The sequence below is a fragment of the Bdellovibrio bacteriovorus genome, from assembly GCF_002208115.1.
Taxonomy (GTDB): Bacteria; Bdellovibrionota; Bdellovibrionia; order Bdellovibrionales; family Bdellovibrionaceae; genus Bdellovibrio; species Bdellovibrio bacteriovorus_C.
Genome location: NZ_CP020946.1, coordinates 3,422,790 through 3,442,995, shown reverse-complemented (window position 1 = coordinate 3,442,995; position 20,206 = coordinate 3,422,790). Strand labels below are relative to the sequence as shown.

General features: G+C 49.6%; 11 protein-coding genes. 4 read left to right on the top strand and 7 right to left on the bottom strand.

Going from position 1 to position 20,206, the window contains the following annotated elements:
• The first annotated feature begins 91 nt into the window (after positions 1 to 91).
• Positions 92 to 1,183, top strand: coding sequence for a hypothetical protein (locus B9G79_RS16460; RefSeq protein WP_088566460.1), 1,092 nt, complete (start codon positions 92 to 94; stop codon positions 1,181 to 1,183).
• 42 nt (positions 1,184 to 1,225) lie between these two features.
• Here B9G79_RS16460 and B9G79_RS16455 read toward each other — a convergent pair whose 3' ends face one another.
• The 5 genes from B9G79_RS16455 to B9G79_RS16435 all read right to left on the bottom strand — a co-directional run bounded on the left by B9G79_RS16455 (position 1,226) and on the right by B9G79_RS16435 (position 7,961).
• Positions 1,226 to 2,023: a hypothetical protein gene (locus tag B9G79_RS16455; RefSeq protein WP_088566459.1), complete on the bottom strand. Its 798-nt coding sequence runs from the start codon at positions 2,021 to 2,023 to the stop codon at positions 1,226 to 1,228.
• Positions 2,024 to 2,072: 49 nt separating this feature from the next.
• Complete coding sequence (locus B9G79_RS16450) at positions 2,073 to 5,267, bottom strand: DNA polymerase III subunit alpha (protein WP_232468822.1); 3,195 nt, start codon at positions 5,265 to 5,267, stop codon at positions 2,073 to 2,075.
• Positions 5,251 to 6,573 (bottom strand): hypothetical protein, encoded by a 1,323-nt coding sequence (locus tag B9G79_RS16445; RefSeq protein WP_232468820.1) that lies wholly within the window; start codon positions 6,571 to 6,573, stop codon positions 5,251 to 5,253. Before B9G79_RS16445 ends, B9G79_RS16450 begins: the two co-directional genes overlap by 17 nt.
• Complete coding sequence (locus tag B9G79_RS16440) at positions 6,521 to 7,177, bottom strand: recA protein (protein ID WP_088566456.1); 657 nt, start codon at positions 7,175 to 7,177, stop codon at positions 6,521 to 6,523. Before B9G79_RS16440 ends, B9G79_RS16445 begins: the two co-directional genes overlap by 53 nt.
• Before the next feature lie 139 nt (positions 7,178 to 7,316).
• Positions 7,317 to 7,961 (bottom strand): hypothetical protein, encoded by a 645-nt coding sequence (locus B9G79_RS16435; RefSeq protein ID WP_088566455.1) that lies wholly within the window; start codon positions 7,959 to 7,961, stop codon positions 7,317 to 7,319.
• Between the two features lie 73 nt (positions 7,962 to 8,034).
• Between B9G79_RS16435 and B9G79_RS16430 the strand changes: the two genes are divergently transcribed.
• Entirely contained in the window at positions 8,035 to 8,952 is a 918-nt protein-coding gene (locus B9G79_RS16430) for a hypothetical protein (RefSeq protein ID WP_088566454.1), read from the top strand.
• On the opposite strand, the gene B9G79_RS16425 is transcribed toward B9G79_RS16430, so the two are convergent.
• Positions 8,949 to 9,440 carry a methylated-DNA--[protein]-cysteine S-methyltransferase gene (locus B9G79_RS16425; RefSeq protein WP_088566453.1) on the bottom strand — a complete coding sequence of 164 codons (492 nt, stop codon included), beginning with the start codon at positions 9,438 to 9,440 and terminating at the stop codon, positions 8,949 to 8,951. The two genes, B9G79_RS16430 and B9G79_RS16425, sit on opposite strands and share 4 nt — an antisense overlap.
• Before the next feature lie 46 nt (positions 9,441 to 9,486).
• Complete coding sequence (locus B9G79_RS16420; RefSeq protein ID WP_088566452.1) at positions 9,487 to 9,906, bottom strand: hypothetical protein; 420 nt, start codon at positions 9,904 to 9,906, stop codon at positions 9,487 to 9,489.
• Positions 9,907 to 10,305: 399 nt separating this feature from the next.
• Between B9G79_RS16420 and B9G79_RS16415 the strand changes: the two genes are divergently transcribed.
• Together B9G79_RS16415 and B9G79_RS16410 are read left to right on the top strand one after the other, a co-directional pair.
• A complete protein-coding gene (locus B9G79_RS16415) occupies positions 10,306 to 15,027 on the top strand; it encodes a hypothetical protein (RefSeq protein WP_232468818.1) in 4,722 nt (1,573 codons plus the stop codon).
• Positions 15,014 to 20,194, top strand: coding sequence for a fibronectin type III domain-containing protein (locus tag B9G79_RS16410; protein WP_088566451.1), 5,181 nt, complete (start codon positions 15,014 to 15,016; stop codon positions 20,192 to 20,194). The genes B9G79_RS16415 and B9G79_RS16410 overlap by 14 nt, the downstream gene beginning before the upstream one ends.
• Positions 20,195 to 20,206 lie beyond the last annotated feature (12 nt).

Genomic DNA, 20,206 nt, shown 5'->3' with positions numbered 1-20,206 from the left:
TTCTTCTCTGTCAGGTCCGCCTCGAACATCGAGGATCCGGCCCGCGGAAGTGCCGTTTTTCAGTACTCACGCGTAAAGAAAAGGAGCAGTTATGAAAAAGCTTAGCGTTATCCTTGCGATCAGTTTGGGTTTGGCCGCTTGTGCGGAAAAGGATTCTGATTACGCAAGAAAGTACCGCAACAAGACCGGCGACAAGGCCAAAACGGAGCAAGTTGTTCCGGGCGCAAGATCCGCTCCGATCTGCGAAACCCCTGAAATCAATATCTGTGAAAAGTCCGTATTGCCGATTACTGCCGACATTAAAAAGAACGGCTTTGAAGCTGCGGTTAAAGCTCTGAAGGCAGAACTTTCATTGCCGGAAGAGTTTGACGGCTCAGCAGAGTCCTTTAAAAAACATATTCCCGAGGATCTGAAAAGATATCAGGCTCAAAGTCGCCTTTTGCTCTTGGCCGATAAAGAATATCGCACAATTTATAACTATGATGAAGACGTGAAAGAGGCCACCGAGATTGTACACAAGCTGATGATGGAATTCGTGAAAAGTGAAAAGCTGGATGAAGACGGTCGCATGGGCCTTGTGGGTGCTTTGAATACGACGGTGGTGCAGTCGGTTTCTGAAACATTTGAGCTTTCCTATCAGGGTAAGGACATTGTGACTATAGACATGTCATCAGCTTGTGGAATTGATGGTTTGAATGTGATGGCGCGCTCTTTGTTGCCAGGTGGTGGTCCGAACGGTGTAATCTATATCTGCCCTGGACAGCTGTTGTTGAATGCCGGAAAAACCAAAGTGGAAAGAATCGCGGGCCTGGTGATGACATTGGCGCATGAGATGACACATCAGCTGCAGTACCGTGGATTTGAATTGGACAATCGTGTTCTAACATGTGTGAACTCGGACCTGGCAGACAAGTCGGCAAAGTTTGTTGAAAGCAAAAACAAGGAAACTCAAGCCGACATCATGGGCTTCCGCATTCTGAATATTTTCCTGAAGCAGGATAAAGAGTTGTCTGTGCAGACGGAAAAAGCCAAAGCGGCTCTTTCTTGGATGTGCCATCTAGAGGAGCATGATACTGAAGGCGACAGCTCAACTCATCTGGATAACAAGTCCCGTTTGAAAAACTTCTTTAAGCTGAAAGAAACCGAAGACCTTCTGGGTTGCAGCAAAGGACCACGCTGCTAAAAAGAAAGCCGCATGATCTGTGATGCAGAAATGCGGCTTTTTTTATTTGGAAGAGTAAGCTTCCACTTTCATTTCGATGGAATAATCTTTTGAGGCTTCTTTCAGCGGAGCCAGAATCCAGTTCCATTCCCGCAATTTAGTGAAGCCGTCAAAGTTCACCGGATACGAACCTTGATAGATCTCTTCCCCTTGCGGATTGCGATAGGTGACTTCGCGGTCGGTGTAAATCAGTTTGTGGCCGGTGCACTGGCGCAGGTTCTTCAGATGAATTTCGCCAAAGGCCGTGCAGATATGGTCTTTTTCCGCCAAAGTCAGATCTTTTTTGGTGTATTTTTCCAGGGCTTCCATCGGCAGTAGCGCCAACTGGGATAAAAGATTCCCCGACACAATCAGATCCGCTTCGAAATGGAAAAGCTGTTTTTCAGACAGATTCTGAATCAGCTTGTTCAGGTCCTCCAAAGATTTCAGATTTTCCAGTTCCTGCAAAGATCCCCCAAGATCCTGGGTGATCAGTTTCAAGCGGGAGTTGCGTTTGGCCGCCCAGTGGTGTTTCAAAGGATGGATGACATCCACCAGGGTGATGCTTTCAAAATGATCCACCAGCAGGTGCAGGGGGATTTCGTGCAGGTGGGCACTGCCCAGAACCACCACGGACTTTTTCTGTGGCAGGTCTTTTACGACTTGCAGGAAAGTGTCCTGACAGTTCTTCAAATGCGGCAGCCAGATTTTTTTACAGCGTTCAAAGCGGTGTTTCAAAGAAATCGAATGATAGACGAATCCGTATTTTTTAGCGACGGACGTGGCAGGGGTGAAAATCATTTCAATGGCTTCGCGGATCATGCCGGCACCATAACACCGGGGGATCGGACTTGAAAAGCACTTTCAAAGGCTATCCCAGCGGCAGAATGCGTTCGGCGCGGATATTGGTGATGGCACCCACTTTTTCAACCTGGCCGTGAATTTCCAGCAGCGAGCGGGTGTAAATCGTGGTGCGGTCCTTCTGATAGATTTCAGGATGAATGACGATGTTCATAAAACCGAACTCGTCTTCCAGGGTGATAAAGCACATGCCCTTGGCCGTGGGCGGGCGTTGGGTAATTGCCACCAGGCCTGCAACCCGCACCTTGGTTTTTGTTTTCATGCGTTTCAGATCTTCCGAGGAAAAATAAGGCACAAAACGTTTTTCGCGCAGAGCTTCGCTTTTGCTGTGCAGATAGGTTCTAAGGACTGACATCGGATGGGACTCCACGGAATACCCCTTGCTGTCATATTCACGGCGCAGGCGGTCCCAGTTGGATTCAAAGGGCAGATGCTCGGGTTCGTCCTCGTCTTCTCCCAGCTCGAACTGTTCTTTGGGGTGGCCCCACAGGAAGCTTTGCTGATCCAGACTTAAGGATTCCAGATTCCAGATCAGTTCCCGCACATTGCTGTTGAAAGATTCAAAAGCCTCGGCGGCGGCAAGTTTCAGCAGAACACTTCGAGGAAGCTGAGTGCGGCGGATAAAGTCTGCCAGATCCAGATACAGGCCGTCTTGTTTGCGGCTGTCTTCAATCCGGCGAATCAATGCTTCGGGAATGCCATAAATAGATCTTAATCCCACACGCAGTTGATCACCCGAGGCGGTTTTTTCAATGGTGTAGTCATAGTCGGACTTCTGCACGTCCAAGGGTGCCACCACCACACCGTTGCGCTGGGCTTCGGCGATGATCGTGCGGGGAGCGTAAAAGCCCATGGGCTGACTGTTCAAAAGCCCGCAGGCAAATACATCCGGATAGTGGCATTTCAGATAACAGCTGGCATAAGTCAAAAGAGCAAAGCTGGCCGAGTGACTTTCGGGGAAGCCATAGTTGGCAAAACCTTCGATGGTTTTATAGATCTGATCGGCGTATTCACTGGAGATCCCGTGACGGGCAAACCCGGTGCGCAGGCGCTGCTCGATGCCACCCATGGTGGCTTTGCGTTTCCAGGCCGAAGACATCACCCGGCGCAGTTCATCTGCTTCCCCCGGAGTAAAGTCCGCCACGGCCACCACCATCTTCATCACTTGTTCCTGAAAGATGGGAACGCCCATGGTTTTTTCTAGAATCGGCTCCAGGGCCGGATGCGCATATTTGATTTCTTTGGGACGATTCTGGCGCAGTTTCAAGAACGGATGCACCATGCCCCCTTGCAATGGGCCCGGACGAATCAGGGCGATTTCAATCACCAGATCATAAAAATTCCGCGGCTGCATGCGCGGCAACGTGTTCATCTGCGCGCGGGATTCAATCTGAAAGACACCGACGGTTTCCGCACGGCAGATCATGTCGTAAGTGGGCTTGTCATCGGCAGGCAAAGTGGCAAGGCTGTAGTCCTTGCCTTTCACATCACGCAAAAGATCAAAGCACTTGCGCAGACACGTCAGCATTCCCAGACTTAGAACGTCAATTTTCATCAGGCGCAGGAAATCCACGTCGTCCTTGTTCCACTGAATGACATAGCGGCCGTTCATGGTGGCTTTTTCCACCGGAACCATTTCGGTGATGGGATCTTGAGTGATTAAAAAGCCACCGCTGTGAATTCCCAGATGACGGGGGAATCCATGCAACTGCTGAGCCAGAGCCATGAACATCTTCCAAGGTTCAGGCTCCATGCCGAAGTCCGCTGCCACGGCGGGATCCAGCAGACGCTTCATTCCGTCGCGGCCCATGAATTTGATCATGGCATTGATTTTAGCCAGTGGCATGCCGAACACCTTGGCAGTTTCACGAATGGCCATGCGGGAACGATAACGAATCACCGTGCACACCATGGCGGCGTGGCGTTCGTTGTATTTTTCATAGATATGCTGAATCACTTCCTCGCGGCGGCTGTGTTCAAAGTCGATATCAATGTCCGGCGGTTCGCGCCGTTCCCGCGACAGGAAACGTTCAAACAGCAGATTCATTTTCACCGGATCAATCGCGGTTAAGCCCAGACAAAAACACACCACCGAGTTGGCAGCGGAACCACGGCCCTGGTAAAGGATTCCTCGGGATGAGGCGAAGTCGCAGATCTCTTTCAGAGTTAAAAAATAATCCTCGTACTGCAAATCCTTGATCAGTTCCAGTTCGTGTTCGATTTGCTTTAAGGCTTTTTCAGGAATGCCTTCCGGATAGCGCCACTGCGCCCCTTTCATCGTCAGTTCACGCATGTGCTCAGTGGGTGTCATCCCCAAAGGCAAGCTGGATGCGGGATAGCGGTAACGTATTTCATTTAATGAAAACGTCACACGTGCCGAGATCTCCACAGTTTTTTCCACAAGATCCAGGCGGTCCTGCCACAGCCACGAAATATCATCGAGGCTTTTTAAGCATCTCTCGGAATTCTGAATCAGTTTGTTTTTCGCCTCTGCCAACGTGGTGTGATGAAGCGTGCAGGTCAGAACATCAAACAAGGGCTTGCGTTCCGGACTGTGCATGAAAGGGCGCTGGGTAACAAACAAACGAGCCTGATACTTTTCTTCCAGTGCAAATCCCTGTCGACAGAACTCCTGGGATTCCCAGGTCAGATCGCGCCACAGCGGCAGATACAGGCGGTTGTCGAAAATCTTTTCAAGTTTTTCATAGCGTTCATCCGTCCACGGAGGAATGGCCAGACACAAAAGTCCCTGATTGTATTTTTCAATCTGTTCCAGACTGAGTTTGGAAAACCCCTTGGCGGCCTGACGTTTTCCCAATGTCAGAATTTCACACAGATGCGAATAACCCTGTTTGTTCATCGGGATCAGCACAACGGAGCTTTCGTCGGTCAAAGTCAGCTCTGAGCCAATCAGATAATGAAAGCCCTCTTTCACTTGCGGGGAGGCGGTGAACAACGACGGGGACTGAATGGTCTGAAAACCCCGAACCACACCGTACAATCCATTCAGATCACACAGGGCCATGCCGTCATAACCAAACTCCACGGCTTGCGAGACCATTTCTTCAGGACTGGAGGCCCCTTGCAGAAATGAAAAATTACTGCGCCCCAGAAGTTCGACGAAGCCTTTGGCGCGCGGCCGGGGTTTGGCCGGCAGCCTGGAATTTTGTGACGGAACTAAAGCTTTATTAGTCAAAGTACCCATGCAAGTAGACCTGTGAATTTATGCGATCTTTGAAAACCCACAGCAGTTGACCTTGATGAGAGAGCGCAAAGTAATAATCTCTGTTTTTTAAATCCTGAACTGAAATCTGCCACCAAGCCGATTCAATCCGTTCACTGGGAAGGGACGACACGAAACGAAGCTTCTGCACTTCGCCCGTGCTCAGTGCCTGCGGCTTTTCCAGCAGCAGGGACGGGCGCGGGCTGGAAGCCAGAGCTTTGGCATAGACCGATTTGATCTGCAAAGCCTCGTCCTGTCTTTCCACCAGATCCTGGGGTTTGAAGTCTTCGGGCCAGTCCGTCACCAGGCGGAAGCTTTGCTCGGGGAAATGACTGGCCTCCATTTGCAGAAAGCCCATTTCACACTGGGATTGTTTGGCAAAACTGATCAGGCGGCGCCAGCGGTCCTCGGTGTTGTCCCGGGGTTCAAAAAAATCCAGTTGCTGGATCTTTTCCGGTACATCAAACAAAGTGATTTCAAATTCCCGGATCGGATTTTCCAGAACCTGCTGTTCTAGTTTTTTGAACAGCAGATCCTCGAATAACTCCTGATCGCGCGTCGGACTGACCGGTTCAATGGAAAGATTGTAGCGTTTGTCCGAGTATTCACAGTGCAAAACCACATCCAGTCGCTGCGCATGACGGGCCAGGCCCTGCAGGCGCGCAAACAGAATGTCCAGGTGAATCTTGATCCGGTTCATCAGCAAAGGGGCTGAACCTAAGGGATCATCCAGGTAGCCATAGCCCACAAGAGGGTCGCGAGGCACAAGAGGTGAAATGACCTGAGAGTCCTGAGAATGCAGACGATTCCAAAGTAAAACACCAAAATCCCCCCAACGTTCCCGCAGTGAATTCAGACGAAAATTTAGAACACCTTCCAACCCATACACACCCAGGGTGTGGAAGAAGGCAATCATGTGCTCCACTGGTTTTTTCTGTGCCCACGGTGAAAGACCTTCAAGATCCTTCAGTGCATCCAGCCCCAGACCCTTGAAGCTTTCCTGTTCCTTGCCGCGCAGACTGATATGCGATGGACGCCACTTTGCCAGCATCTGTGCGCCCGCAGGAGTATCACCAATGGCGGCGCTGGCATCAGGGGCAAACTTCGAGGCGATTTCCAGCGCTTTTTCAAGGCAGCCCATTTCGCCGCCCATCAAGTGCTGGGTCGAGCCAATGTCCACGAAGATATAGTGCGGGAAGCGATACTGAACGCGCGGGCTTAGCACCAAAAAAGCTTCAGCTGAGGAGCTTTCTTGCGGTGTTTTTAAATTGATGCATAAAGTTCGCATGAATCATACTCCCTGCCAGATTGAATGGCGTTGGACGGTGCAAAGCCCTTTGGATGGTGATAAAGTCGCGTTGAAAATGAATCATCAGACTGAACAGCGGGTTTACAAACTTGCTGGCCTTCTGATTCACAAAAACCAAAGCCACCTTGTGCAGACGACAAAGCCGTTTCAGTTTTTGCAGCTGATGGTTTTTCAAAAACATCTCTTTCAGGTTGCAGCCGATCACTTCAAACAGGGAACTTGTGATCAGCTCTTGCAGCAGCCAGAAAAGCTGTTCGTTTTCTTTGGGCTCCTTGACCACCAGCAGTTTTTTCAGATTGATTTTGTAATTGCTTAAATGAGCCGGAAAAAGCTGAGCATCCCCGTTGATCCACGCCGCCCACTTGTTCTGGGAATGCACGTTTTGAACGATGCGAATCCACAAAGAAGTGGCGCCGGTGCCCGGAGCCCCCTGCAGCAGGCTGAGGTCGCCTTGCGGGACTCCTCGCCACAGCAGAAAGTCATCCAGGACATTCACGCCAGTGGGAAGTCCCGGCGGCGGTTGCAGCTGCTCGGCAGAGACAAAAGGGATGTTAGCCAGTTCGGGAAGGGCAAGGGTGCTCATTTGAAGCTCTCCATTTACACATAAATTACTATGTAAATTATATGTAAGTAAAGAGGCTATTTTCAAATATGGACCAAAGTTTGTGTTTCTTAAAAGAACTACAAAATCAAATAGTTAACTAACCTAAATCAGAGGTTGATTAATCCCGGAGTTCTTTAGGGGAGGCCACTTTGCTTTGGATGAAGTACCTGATCCCGATGCTGGCGCCGTACTGGTCGGCGTACTCGTTGGACTTTTTGGTCAGTGAATATGAATAGCGTCCTTCGGCCACAATCGAAAAGCGCTCCCGGTTGATCAGTTCATATTGAAGGGCGAGATCCAAGCCGGTTTCAGTGGTGGACCGAGCGGTTGTTCCCATGTCCTCTTCCGGAGTGAAATCATTGTGAAGCACATCCACAAGACCCATCGGATAAGAGGTATAAAGAGCCAAAGAGGTCGAAAAAAGTTCAGTCCACCAGCGACGATATCCCATTGTGATGTGCATCAGCGGGGTTTTTTCAGCAACCGTGCGGCTGCCGTCTTCACGGAAATAGGTTTTGTTCATGTAGATCACGGCGATTTCAAGACTGCCTTTGTTGTCGACATCCCCATTGGCCACCAAAGAAATTCCGGTGTCCACTTTGTTTTGTCCCTGTTCGTGGCCGTCATAATTTGTCTGAAAGAAATAGGGACTGAGTGTGGCCACGACGTTGCCACGCTGAGGGATGTAGGCTTGGACTGATTTTGCAGCCAGCAGCGAGATACTCAGCGACAGGAGGCAAAGGATAAGTCTAAAATACTTCATGTCTGGAGACTAAAACGTGCAGGGGAAAAAAGCACCAATATCTTTCGCGCGCATAAGTGCTCTGGGGTCAGTGATGCTGGCCCTGGCCCTGTATTGTGGAAACGCGCGCGCTGAATACTCTGAAGCCGAGTCTGAATCCAAGGAAGGCAAATGGGAAAAATCCTTCATCACCGGCAATATCGCCATTTCTGAATGGTTTGACGGTGTGGCCGAAGGGGTCGATTTGTTTCTGGCAGGTCAGCAGTACACCACCAAACAGAACAAAACCGCCTTCCTGATTGAGCCGTCTTTTTATTACAATGAAAAAGAGGGTTACAATGACGCTTTCGCATTCAATTTCAACTTGCGTCTTCCCAATGTCGAAGAGTACTGGCAAATCACTTTTACCAGCTATGATGAAACCAAAGAACGCGGTATCTCCCAGACATATCTTCGTCAAACCCCGCGGGAACGGGATTACGGGGCGACCCTGGGTTTCTTCCGCAAATTGGGGGACGTCAAAGCGTATTTCCAACCGCGTATCAGCTTTGCGGGATCTTTCCTGATTTCACACACACTGACATTTGAAAGTGTGGTCGAGCGTGGAAAAAACTATCGCGTGAATCCAAAGATGCAATTTTATGCAGATGCTGACAAGGGCACAGGAATCTTTTTGGCCTTCAACTTTGCCTTTCAGCTTTCTCAGCGCTTCAATCTGACTTTTGTGAATGAAGGGGATTATGAAGACCGCGCCCATTTGTTCACGGTGACCAATGGTGTGGCTTTGGGGCAGTGGTTCTCGAAGGTGACCAATATGTCTTACAATATTTTTGTCACCTCGAAGAACCGCCCGAACTATCAGATGAAAAGCTACAATCTGGGCGTGGCCTGGAGCCGCATCCTGTACAAGAACATGCTCGACGTACAGGTCATTCCAAATGTCGACTTTGCTGATCAGTATGACTATGTCGGAAATCCCGGCATTACGCTGAACTTCAATCTGAAGTTCTAAAGAACGCCTTCTTTCATCAGCAGATACTCTTTTACTTCCGGACCCCAGTGATACTTCAGAAGATTGTTACCCTGGCCGACGACGCGGTGACAGGGGATCCAATAGCTGATGGGATTTTTTCCCACCGCCGTGGCCACGGCTCGAACAGCTGAGCCCTTGCGAAGTTTCTTGGCCAGTTCAGAATAGGTGACGGTTTTTCCTGAGGGAATTTTCAAAAGCTCCAGCCACACTTTCATTTGAAACTCGGTGCCCTGAAGTTTGATCTGATGCTGGGTTGTCCAGAAGTTGCCGTGGTCCCAGGGCGCGGGTTGGAAAGAGCCGATACGCACGCTGTAGAATTTTGCAATCAAAGCCGCGAGGTCGCCTTCCACCAGCTTCTTCCCGGCATTGTAACTGCCCAGAAAAATCAACTGGTCGTCTTCGAAGGCCGCCAGCCATTCGCCGAATTCAGAAGGAACTTTATAGATTTTGAATTCAAGATCGGTCATCTGTCACCTCGCAAAGGATGTGACAGATGTACCGCATAAAGAATGTTTAAACAACCTCTTCGATCGCGATGCCGGTGCAGTAGCGGATGTCGAAGGCTTTGTACTTTCTTAAGATAGGCACTGCCAGATTTTTTTCCTCGACGTTCATGGTGACCAGGCACATCAGGACGTGCCCACGGCGCAGCTCATCGTCGGCCTCCAGCAGGAAGTGCCATTCTGCGGAATCTGAAAACTTCACAAACTTGCGATAGTACTTTTCCATCAGGTCGGCATGGTCGGAATCAAGATCTACAGCCTCAACACCGTCATCACCTTCAAAGACATTGATATCCCCTTCATGGAATCCGGCATTCACCAAAGCCGAAGCTGCTTTGCGAACATCATCGGGATTCGAAAAGAAAGCCAATGTGTGATGATTCAAAGAGGGTAGGCGGCTGGGGTGTGGCAGGTGTTCAAGCTGACCCATGAATTCCTCCTTTGGCGAAGACAAGGTCAGTATACTGAAGTGATGGAATATGACCTGCAAAATAGTCACATACTGCTGACTTGCAATGAGGCAAAAGTCCTAAATGACCGCTGCATGGGAGGCTAAGTAATTTTAAAGTGTTACCCGCATTTTCCCAACGGATCAACATTGTGGAATATCAGATGCCGTACATGCGAGTTCAGCTCAATCATTGAAAGAGTGTAAAACTAAAGGCCAGTTTGATACGAAAGGAACTGGACTGTACCAAGAACGAGCATCGATAGATCTTTAATTCCATTCATAAATTCCGATACTTATACTGTGAAGTATATGTCGTTAAAATACACACTTCTGTATTTCCTAATTTGCGGTAGTTTGCTTTCGTGTGCGAAGGCAGGCTTGCAGGGAACCACTTTGCCGTCAAAATTCAACGGCGTGGACTCTGCTGTGGCACTTTCACCGACAGCAATTCGTCTTTCTTGGACACTGCAGTCCCGATTTAAAGCATACAGAATTTATCTCAAAGGTGAGAGCACTCCTCGCAAAACTGTGACATTTGCTTCTACAATCGTGGACAGTTTGAATCCGGCAACGTCCTATCAGTTCTCTGTTGTGGGTGTTCAGGCGGAAGATGAAACCGAAGTCGGTATTGAAAAATTCGTTGCAGTAAGTACTCTGGAAAACTTCACGCCGGTACCAAGTTCAGGCGTGATTCCGCAGACCAATGGTGCTGTGGAAGTGAACTGGTTTAAAAATGGCGAAAACGTTGAATACCAGGTGTTCACTCGTTTGGAGTCCCAGTCTTGGAACCTGATGTCTCCAACAGCTTCAGTTGTTGGCAAAGGGCAGACTTCGTTGACGACGTTGGCAAGTGGTTCGAAGTATTGTTTCTGGGTTGTTGCAAAATATGGTGACGGAACTTCACAGCCGGAAAACAACACTCTGGCTTATATCAATTCCAAAGCTCCGTGCATGCTGGTTCAGTCGCTTTTGCCGAACCTTCCGCAGGTAAAAATCAACATGGCGTTTTCCGGAAACTATCCATGGTTCTGGACTGAAAACGGAGACACGACATATAAGACAGAGATCTTTGATCGGGCAACCGATGTTCGTGTGGCTTCAGTTCAGGGGAATGACTATTTCCGTGCCCTGACTTCAATCGGCCCTGGCCAAAAAGACTGGTATGCAAAAGTCAGCTCCGGTTCAGCCGCAACAATCGTAAATATTGGCACCGAAGGCGCAGGTGCCTTCACGAAACCTTTGATTCGTTCTCTTGAAGGAGCCGGTGCGAAAGACCCGCTTTATCCACGTTTGGTGAACGGTGGTCTTGGAATTCAGGATCTGGGTCAGAATACAGCTGTAGGTGATTTTAACTGTGACGGATTTGATGATGTGGCCGTGACGGCTCCGCGGGCAACACCTGTGGTGAATGCCTATCGCAGTGCCGGTTTGGGTGCGGTTGTTGTTTATTATGGATACCAACCGGCTGACCAGCAGGATGAAAACGGGACGCCATATACTCCGGATCCTCGCTTGAAAACGGACCAATTGCCGACGGAAGGGGCCAAGGCTCCAAATCCTCAGCTGATTTACTATCCATCTGTGGGGGCTCAGGCACGTCTGGGGCTGAAGATGGCGGTGGGTAATGCGAATGGTGACTGTTACAGCCGTTATGGATCGGAAGAATTTGATCCGGAAACTTTGCCGGATACGAAAGCAAGTACAGTTGGCAGTTGTAATGATCTGCACGTTCCATTTACTGGTTCCGGACAGATGCCACTGGCAAAGGTAAAAAAGATCCATTCTTGTGATGATCTGGCGATCACCACAGACAATGGAAAGGTCTTTGTTATCTTTGGCGACCCTGTGACTGGATTGGTTTCTGGTAGCGGTGGTACATCATATGGCACAAATGAAGTGACGTGTGAACCGTCATCACATAAATGTCGTCCGGTTCAGCTGGATGACACGAACGTGAAAGACGTCAAATCCATCGCTTTCGGTGACTTCAATAACGACGGCTATGATGATCTGGCAATTGGTGTTCAGCAAACGGGCACATACGCGCGTGCTGTTCATGTCCTGCGTGGAAGTGTTTGGGGACTTTATCCGCCAAGCAGTACTTTGAATCATGCTCCAATCACGGCTGAAGGTCTCAGCGCTACCGGATTTCTTACAGATGGTTCTTTTGATGCGGATTTATCTGATGGATTTGGGTACGGATACCTGGATGGCTTTGCTAGCGCCTTGGGTGTCGCATATAATTCCCGTACTTGTATTACCGGCAGCCCGGCGGGGGCTCAGTTCCGTCCTTCCAATCTTGAACGAGCCAAGGGCTTTGATTTCACCAAGTGTGATGATTTGGTGATTGGTGTCCCGGACCGTGCATCGGGACGAGGCTCTATTGTGACTTGTAAAGGGGTGAATCCAACCTCCGGAGCTGATCGCTATAAAATTTCAAGCTGGGATTGTCAGGAGTCCTATCCTGATATGGCGGCCGCAGGGGGCGCTCAGGAAACTGCGAATGTGACCGTGAAGGGTTACGGCTTCAGTATCCACGGGGTTAAAAATCAGAATGGATACCCGCTTGAAAGTATCATTAAAACTTCCAATGCGGTGCCGGACATCAGTGGTTCTTTGTTTGTAGGTGCGCCTCAATCAACTGTTCAGGGCGCTACGAACGCCGGAGTGGTGTTTGGTTATTATATGACGCCGAAGTCGTCTTCATATACCACGGGTGGAATCCAGGGGATTCTGAACAGTGGATTGGTTCAAGGGCGTCAAGTGATTGCTGCTGCCAATTCAGTTGCCTGTAACAGCCGAAACAACGCTGTTGCCACAGGAACCCTGCTGCATTGCAACCATCAGATGATCTTCACAAGCCCAGCGGAAACCGGTGTTCAGTTTGGATACTCCATGGGTACGGTACCTGATGTGGAATCCAAGTCTCGCGCCTTGCCATCTTTGGCGGTGTCAGCGCCATTCAGGTCTGTGAAGAACAGCTCGGGCACTTCGAATATTACCAATAACGGGGTTGTTTATCTTTACAGTCCGGATGTTTCGACATTTGGAACAGAGGATGATGGAAGCACGATCACTGAAATCACCGCACCGGTCTTGTCTGATGATGACACTGTCGGATGTACGACCAAGTGTACCTGGTACAGTGGTGGTATCAATCCGTTTGGACCTTCAATTATTTATCCAAAGGATCTGAATTCAGGTGCAAGCTTTGGCCTTGGCAGCCTGGCGGGTGGTGACTTTGATGGAGATGAAAAAGGTGACTTTGTTGCCGGTGCCCCATACGTAAATGCTCCTGCATACGGAAATGGTGCGCTCTTCATCTTTAATTCAAAAGGTGCCTTTGCATCTTCAGTGACGACAGCGTCCGAGACCATCAAGCCCAACTTCAGTAAGGAGCTGAACTATTCCTTTGAAGAAGGAAAAGCGGTCGGGGATGTTAACGGCGATGGGTACGATGATGTTATGACCCATATTGCCACGGGGCAGGGATATGAATTGATTATCTTCTATGGCAGTGCCAGCGGGTTGATCACTTCACCAGCGCCGTCGAAGACGCCTTCCGTTCCGACTTCTCCTACCATACTTTCCAGTACGGCGGATGCTTATCTGGGAAGTGCGTACCATCGTATTGGCAGTGTCAATGGTGATGCCTATGACGATATTATGGTGATCGGTTCCAAAGGCAGCTATATATTCTATGGTTCAAGTTCTGGGGTTGTTATAGGCGAACCGTCGATCAATCCAGTGGGTAACAACCCTCTTTGGTTTGCCCGAAATTCCTCTTCGGCTGTTGCCGTCTTCCATGATGGTTATTTGTATGGCGGAGAGTCTTCGACACCGGATGTTTTTAAATTCTCTCAAATGCGTTCAAACAATCGGGGTGTTCATTATGGTGACTTCAATGCCGATGGTTACAGCGATATTGTCGTAGGCATGTGGTCCAGTTCCGGCGCAAGAACCTACAAACTGCCGGATTCTGTTATTCCGGCGGATGCTGTTGGTAACTTTGTCAGTGGAAATCGTGGACGCTTGTTCGTGCTTTATGGCGGTGCCAGCGGATTGCAGGTGAATCGTGCGACAGGTACCATTCTGCTGCGTAACGTGACCTATGATGGCAGTGGAAATGTAATATCTGAAACTCAAGCCGACGTGGTTGTAGAACAGCCGTGTACTGCTGCCAAGCCGGCCGTTTGCTCAATTCAACAGATTGCTTCTGTCGATTCGGGTGTGTACTTTGGCTGGGGCGCAATAGGCTTGGATTCACTTGATGAAGCCGCGGGTGATGACTATTCAGAACTGTTGGTTTCTGATCCTGGCTATAATTCCTACTCAGGACGTGCTTATCTGTATCGTGGAACCGATCGGGGTTTGTCATACACTCCAATCCAGAAACTTGTGGGATCCACCCCAGGGGAAATGTTTGGTTACAGCCTTGCCGGTCTGGGGGATGTTAACGGAGATGATATTGACGACGTGGCGCTTTCGGCACCATTTGCCTCTTCATCGTCTGCGAATACCGGTATTACCTATGTCTTCTACGGAGCTGTTGTTGGCGGCAGTTATGCCTTCTACGGAGCGACGGATTTGAACAGCACAGACTACTTTGATTCGGCATTAAATCCGCTGCCAATTAATACGATGCACGCCAATGTATTGCAGCCAAAACCACAAAGAATTCAATCGTCTTTGTTTGTTCCAGGCGACAAGGTCGGGGTGGGGCTTGCCGCCATTGGTGACATGAATCTGGATGGTTATCCGGACCTGTTGGTAAATGCTCCGGGCAAAACTTATGACTCTGATCAAGTGATCGAGGGCACGGGCGCCTACGTAGTCTACTTCGGCAGTCAGTTGGGTTTAAGAATCGTGGAAACGCCGACTCCGACACCTCGCTGCTACCGCGGCGGATCCAGTCCGATCTGTGAGCCCTCTTTGGTTTATTTGCCATTGCGGACGCAAAATGAATACACGTACTTGAGTCAAAATGCTGTTGGCGATGTCAACGGTGATGGTGCGCTGGATGTTGTTGTGGGTTCAACTGGAAGAACTCATCCGTCAGGACAAGCATATTCAACTGGAGTGATCTATGTGCTTTATTAGGAAGATATTTGCTCTGACATCTCTTCTGACGATACTGGTTTCTTGTACCGAGAAACTTGAAAGCGGTTCCTTGCTGGTGGACTTCAGCGGTGTGGACCGCATCGAGGTTTTATCTCCGACGTCGGTTAAAATCATCTGGAACCTGCATGATCGTTACAAAGAGTATGAAATCTATGACAGTTCCAAGACTGAACCTCTGGATGTGATTCAGTTTGGTGAATACACTGTCAGCAATCTGAGTCCGGATACTTCGTATACCTATAAGGTTGTCGGAAAAAGTGGAGACAGCGTGGTCGGCGGCGAGCGCGAGGTCACGGTGACCACCTGGAAGCGATTTGCCGGCGTATCCAAGGCGGTTTTGGGAACTGAAAACTCCGTCACGGTTTCCTGGGAATATGACAAGCAGGTTGATAGCTATTTGATTTTCTATAAAAAGCAGGAAGATCCGACAGCTGCCAATACGTCTGACTGGACAGTTTATAACGCTTCCACGATTGCCAACCAGTATGTGTTCCAGAATCTGGACGGTTCCAGCCGCTATCACTTTGTTGTTCAGGCTAAGTATAAAGATGGAACTTATGAACGTTCCACCAAGGTTGTAACGGCCAATACAACGTCTTCGTTCCCGGAGCCCGTGGTCAAGCTCAGCCGTATTTCCATTGGTTCTTTGCCCTATGTGGATGTCGAGCCAGTTGTAAATCTGCAGTATCGAAACGAAAACTACACCACCCGAGTTTATAAAGACGGGCAGGCGATATCGGATCCACTGGTTGGCAAGGGCACTTTGGTGTTTTCTTCATCAGCCAATCTGCCTATTGGCGAGGCTAAGAACATTGAGGTTCGCGTAAATTACAAAGACAGCACCGTCGATGAGACAAGAGTGTTTGACGGACTGTCCACCTATATCAAAGGTATTTCCCCGATCAAACAATCACCTCCGGTGCTGAATTCTGATTTGGGTGTGGCGTTCCTTGGTGAAGCCATGACTTCCGGGGATTTCAACTGTGATGGATATGAGGATCTGGCTGTCGGTATGCCCAATGCCTCCATCACTTCATTGGGGAATACGGTACCCCAGGCCGGGGCCGTTGTTATTTATTATTCCGAGCTTATCAATGGTGTTTACAAGCTGAACAGAACTGGCGAGCCGTTGATCAGTCCGGCACGTCCCGGTAAAGATCCTCAGATCATCACATTTGATGATTTGGACAGGTACAGTCAATTCGGCTATGCACTGGCGGGTAAAGGAAATGTGAACGGGGACATCAGTGGTTCTAATCAATGTCAGGACTTGCTGGTTGGTGCCCCTGGGTTTGACAGTGGCGGGATCGAAGATCAAGGTGCGGCATTTGTCTTCTTCGGCAGTGAAAAAGGCCTGAAAGCACCGGGGCATGTTAAGGACATGCAGCAGAATATCGAAACTTGTAACGGGGTTCTGGAGGGGGCGATTTGTTCGGCGGTCATGTTGTGGCCGAACACAGCTTTATATCCAGCTGGTTACTATGACCCGGCACAAACAGTGCCTAGTTGGGCCCGCATCCGTAATAATTTCGGCTTGTCTGTTGCCTTCGTCGGTGACTTCAATGCCGGTGGATACGATGACATTGCCATTGGTGCTCCGCGCGGGGTGTGGCAGGGGGTAGCCAATGCTGCTCTGCCTGGTGAATCCAAATATGTCACCAATGTCGGATATGTTTCCATGTACTTTGGGTCGGCCTATGGAGTTGGTTATGAAACTCCGGAAGCATCTATTGCGCAGAGTGCTTCTGATGCCAAATTCAGATTCCTTCAGATTTATCCACCAATTCCAACTGCAGGCATGAAGTTTGGTTTCTCCATTGCCGGCGGTGCTGATGTGGATGGGAAGTTCAAAGTTCGAAGACCTGACGGCACACTTGTGGGTGGATCTGATATGATCATTGGGGCTCCGGGATTCAATTATCCGGATGCATCCGATTCGGCGAACTTTAAGCTGCCTACTGGTGGTTCATGCCCCGACAACTGTAAATCCGTAACACCGGGTGATGGTGGTTGGTTTGGTGGGACGTCTTTCACGGCTAACGGTGTTAATAATGCCTATGGCATTAAAGCTGGGAATGGAACCGACAGCGGGAGCATTTCAGTTACTGGTGGCGCGCCAGGTGCGGCATTTATTTATTTTGGCCGTGGTCGAGATTCTGCTCCGGCAATTTCAGATATTGATCAACCATATCGTAAAACTTTCTGGAAGTGCGGGCGCCGAGGAATGTTGAATTTGGAGCACTATTCCTGCCTGGCGGATGCGTCTTCATTCCGTATTCTGTTCCCGCGCGGTGATTTGTCGGGCTATGTGTCCAGAGCTTTTGGTAGCTCTGTTGCTATTCTTGGCGACTCATCACGCTATGACAGTACAAATACAACCAAAACTGCTTTTGCAGATGCCAATGGCGATGGCTGGGCGGATATCGTAGTTGGTACTGGCTTCTTCTCGTCCCCAACCAAGACCAATTCCGGTGCACTATGGACCTTCTATGGTAATGCGGGCCGGTTGTATGAATATGACTCTTTCTATCGCTTGAATGGGTCGAACATAACAAATGACTGGCTTGATCAGATGCCGAATTGCGCCGCATTCAGTGACACAACGGCATCCACAAAAATGAACTGTGCACCCACATTGGTGCGAAGTGAATCGATTAATTCGCTGGCACATCTGGGTGCACATTCCGGTGCTATCGCTGTCGGCGATATCTCTGGCGATGGTCAGATGGATGTTGTGGTGGGTGCTACCGGTGACACGACGGTGGGAACCAGCGCCGGTGCTGTCTATGCTTTCTCAAGCTATAAAGGCTATGGTCTGACCAGTACCTTCCTTAAGTTCTATAATGATCAGTCATTGACGTATTCCTATTTTGGCAGATCTGTGGCTATCGGTAACTTCGATGGTGATTTCGCCACGAGTGGACGTCCGTATCTGGATGTGGCTGCCGGAGCTTACCTGGATCGCTCGCACAAATTGGGCGGCGGTGCTGTGTACGGTTTCCTGAGTAGCGGTTCTGTCCTTTCCGGTGTGAACCAAACGCCTGATTTCAAAATTGTGGACAATCTTGGAAGCATGCAGGTCTTTGGATATGAGTCGGCCTCTTTCGTTGGTGATATCAACGGTGATGGATACGATGACGTCGTGGCAAAGATCTCGAAAGCATCTGAAACCGGCACCGGTAAGATTACTGATGCGGTGGTGTACTATGGATCCAAGCTGGGTTTGATTTCAACGTCATACTGTCTTGAGAATATCGCTTTGATCTTCAAAGATGCGGCGACAGACAGCTCCAGTTGTTATCCAACGGTGGCTCCGGCACAGGGAATCACCAATGACGATATTCCTCTGCCTCAGCTGATTGTCCGTCCTTCCAGTCTTTCCGCTTCTTGGGCGCTGAGAGCCTTCGCAGCCGGTGACGTCAATGGCGACGGATTTGCGGATGTTGCCTTTGTGGATCCAAATGCAACCGGACAAGTGACGGTCTTCTATGGTTCTGCATCGGGGCTGTCTGCAGTCAACAGCCCATCGTGGGTGGCGGCCATCGGTGACCCTCAGATCATCACCAAGATCTGGGGTGCAAATTCAGTTGAAGATGCCGACTATGCGGCATCCTTCAAGCATCGTGCGCAGTATGTCTATCACGGTGACTTCAACGGTGACGGCAAGTCAGATCTTGTGCTGGTTGATGGCCATGCGACTTCAATGTTCAAAATGAATGTAGCAGACGGGATCAACCCGGGGCCGCCTCCAACGGGTGCAGCACCAGCAAAGGGCTGGCAGTGTCTTCCTGTGGCGGATGAAGATTGTTATTCTGGCAGAGGCTCGGTGCACATGGGGAAACTGGCGATCTTTTATGGGTCTGCACAGGGTGTGCAGACGCCGAAGAAAGCAAGCCCATCGTATACAGCTGGCGATGAGCCAAGCCCAAATTTTGTGAATCCATCAAGTGTCAGCTCTTGGTTGATCGATACTTATGGAACCGAAACGGCAGCAACGGCTGATAAAGTCTGCACCGGTGCTCCTAATAATAAATGTAAGGTTCAGTACCTATACAGTCCGATGGTGGAAAACGTTCCGTATGGTTACGATACCATGAGACACCAGTTCGGTCACAGCGTCGCAATTATGCGTAACGGTGACTATGACGATCTGTATGTTTCGGCTCCGGGTTGGGAAGACGTGGCTTGTTACTATGATACCAATCCGAAGAAAAGCTATGGCAGAATCTTCATCTATCGGGGTGGAGCTCAGGGTATTCAGGCTGCTGAACGCAAAAGCTATTATGCTCCGTATGCTGCGTCGACTTGTACGAGTGATACTGCCTTCCAGGCTTCGGATAACACACTGAATGGAAATGGTGGAACCGGAAATGGTACCGCAGGAACCACGCGGGCTATCATGCCTCCGTTATTTGGTGGCTTGAACAGCTCGGATCGACTGTTTGGATACAGAATTGCGAATCCGGGGGACATCAATGGAGATGGCTACGAGGATCTGGTTGTAACAGCTCCTGTGCAGTCCCCATCGTCTTCATTGGCTAAAGCGGGCATGGGTTATGTCTATTACGGGCCGATCTGCGGATCGGATAATACAAGTGCAGTCTGGACTTATGCATTCAGCAATCTGAATACACAAGTGGAGTTCTCGAACCCTGCCCTTGGGATTACGCCGCTGATTGAATGTAACAGAAGCAGCAATACGCCCAAGCCGGCACCGCAGGCCTTCTATGTGAAAGATGCGGAATCTGGTCAGCAATACGGTATGACGTTGATGTCCAGCAGAACAACCGGGGACTTCAATGATGATGGTTTTGATGACGTGTTGCTGGGGTCTCCTTATTGGGACGATCCAATTAACGCAGTTGATGGTTATGGCCGTGGTGTGATGTTCTTCGGCAGCTCAACTGGTCTGCATACTTCAGATATTCCAGATAGCGTTGTTGTTGCTGACAGCGCCGGCAAGGTGAAGCCGTTTATTGTTCGTCAAACTGAAGTTTCGATTCGACCATGGTACTTCTATGATCTTGGCAGCGCGGGGGACGTTAACGGGGATGGCAGTATGGATCTGCTCGTTCCAACGCAGCAGCATAGTGGATATGGAACAACAAAGGGTGTTCAAACCGGCACATTCTTCCTGCTGTATTAGGAAGTTAATGTT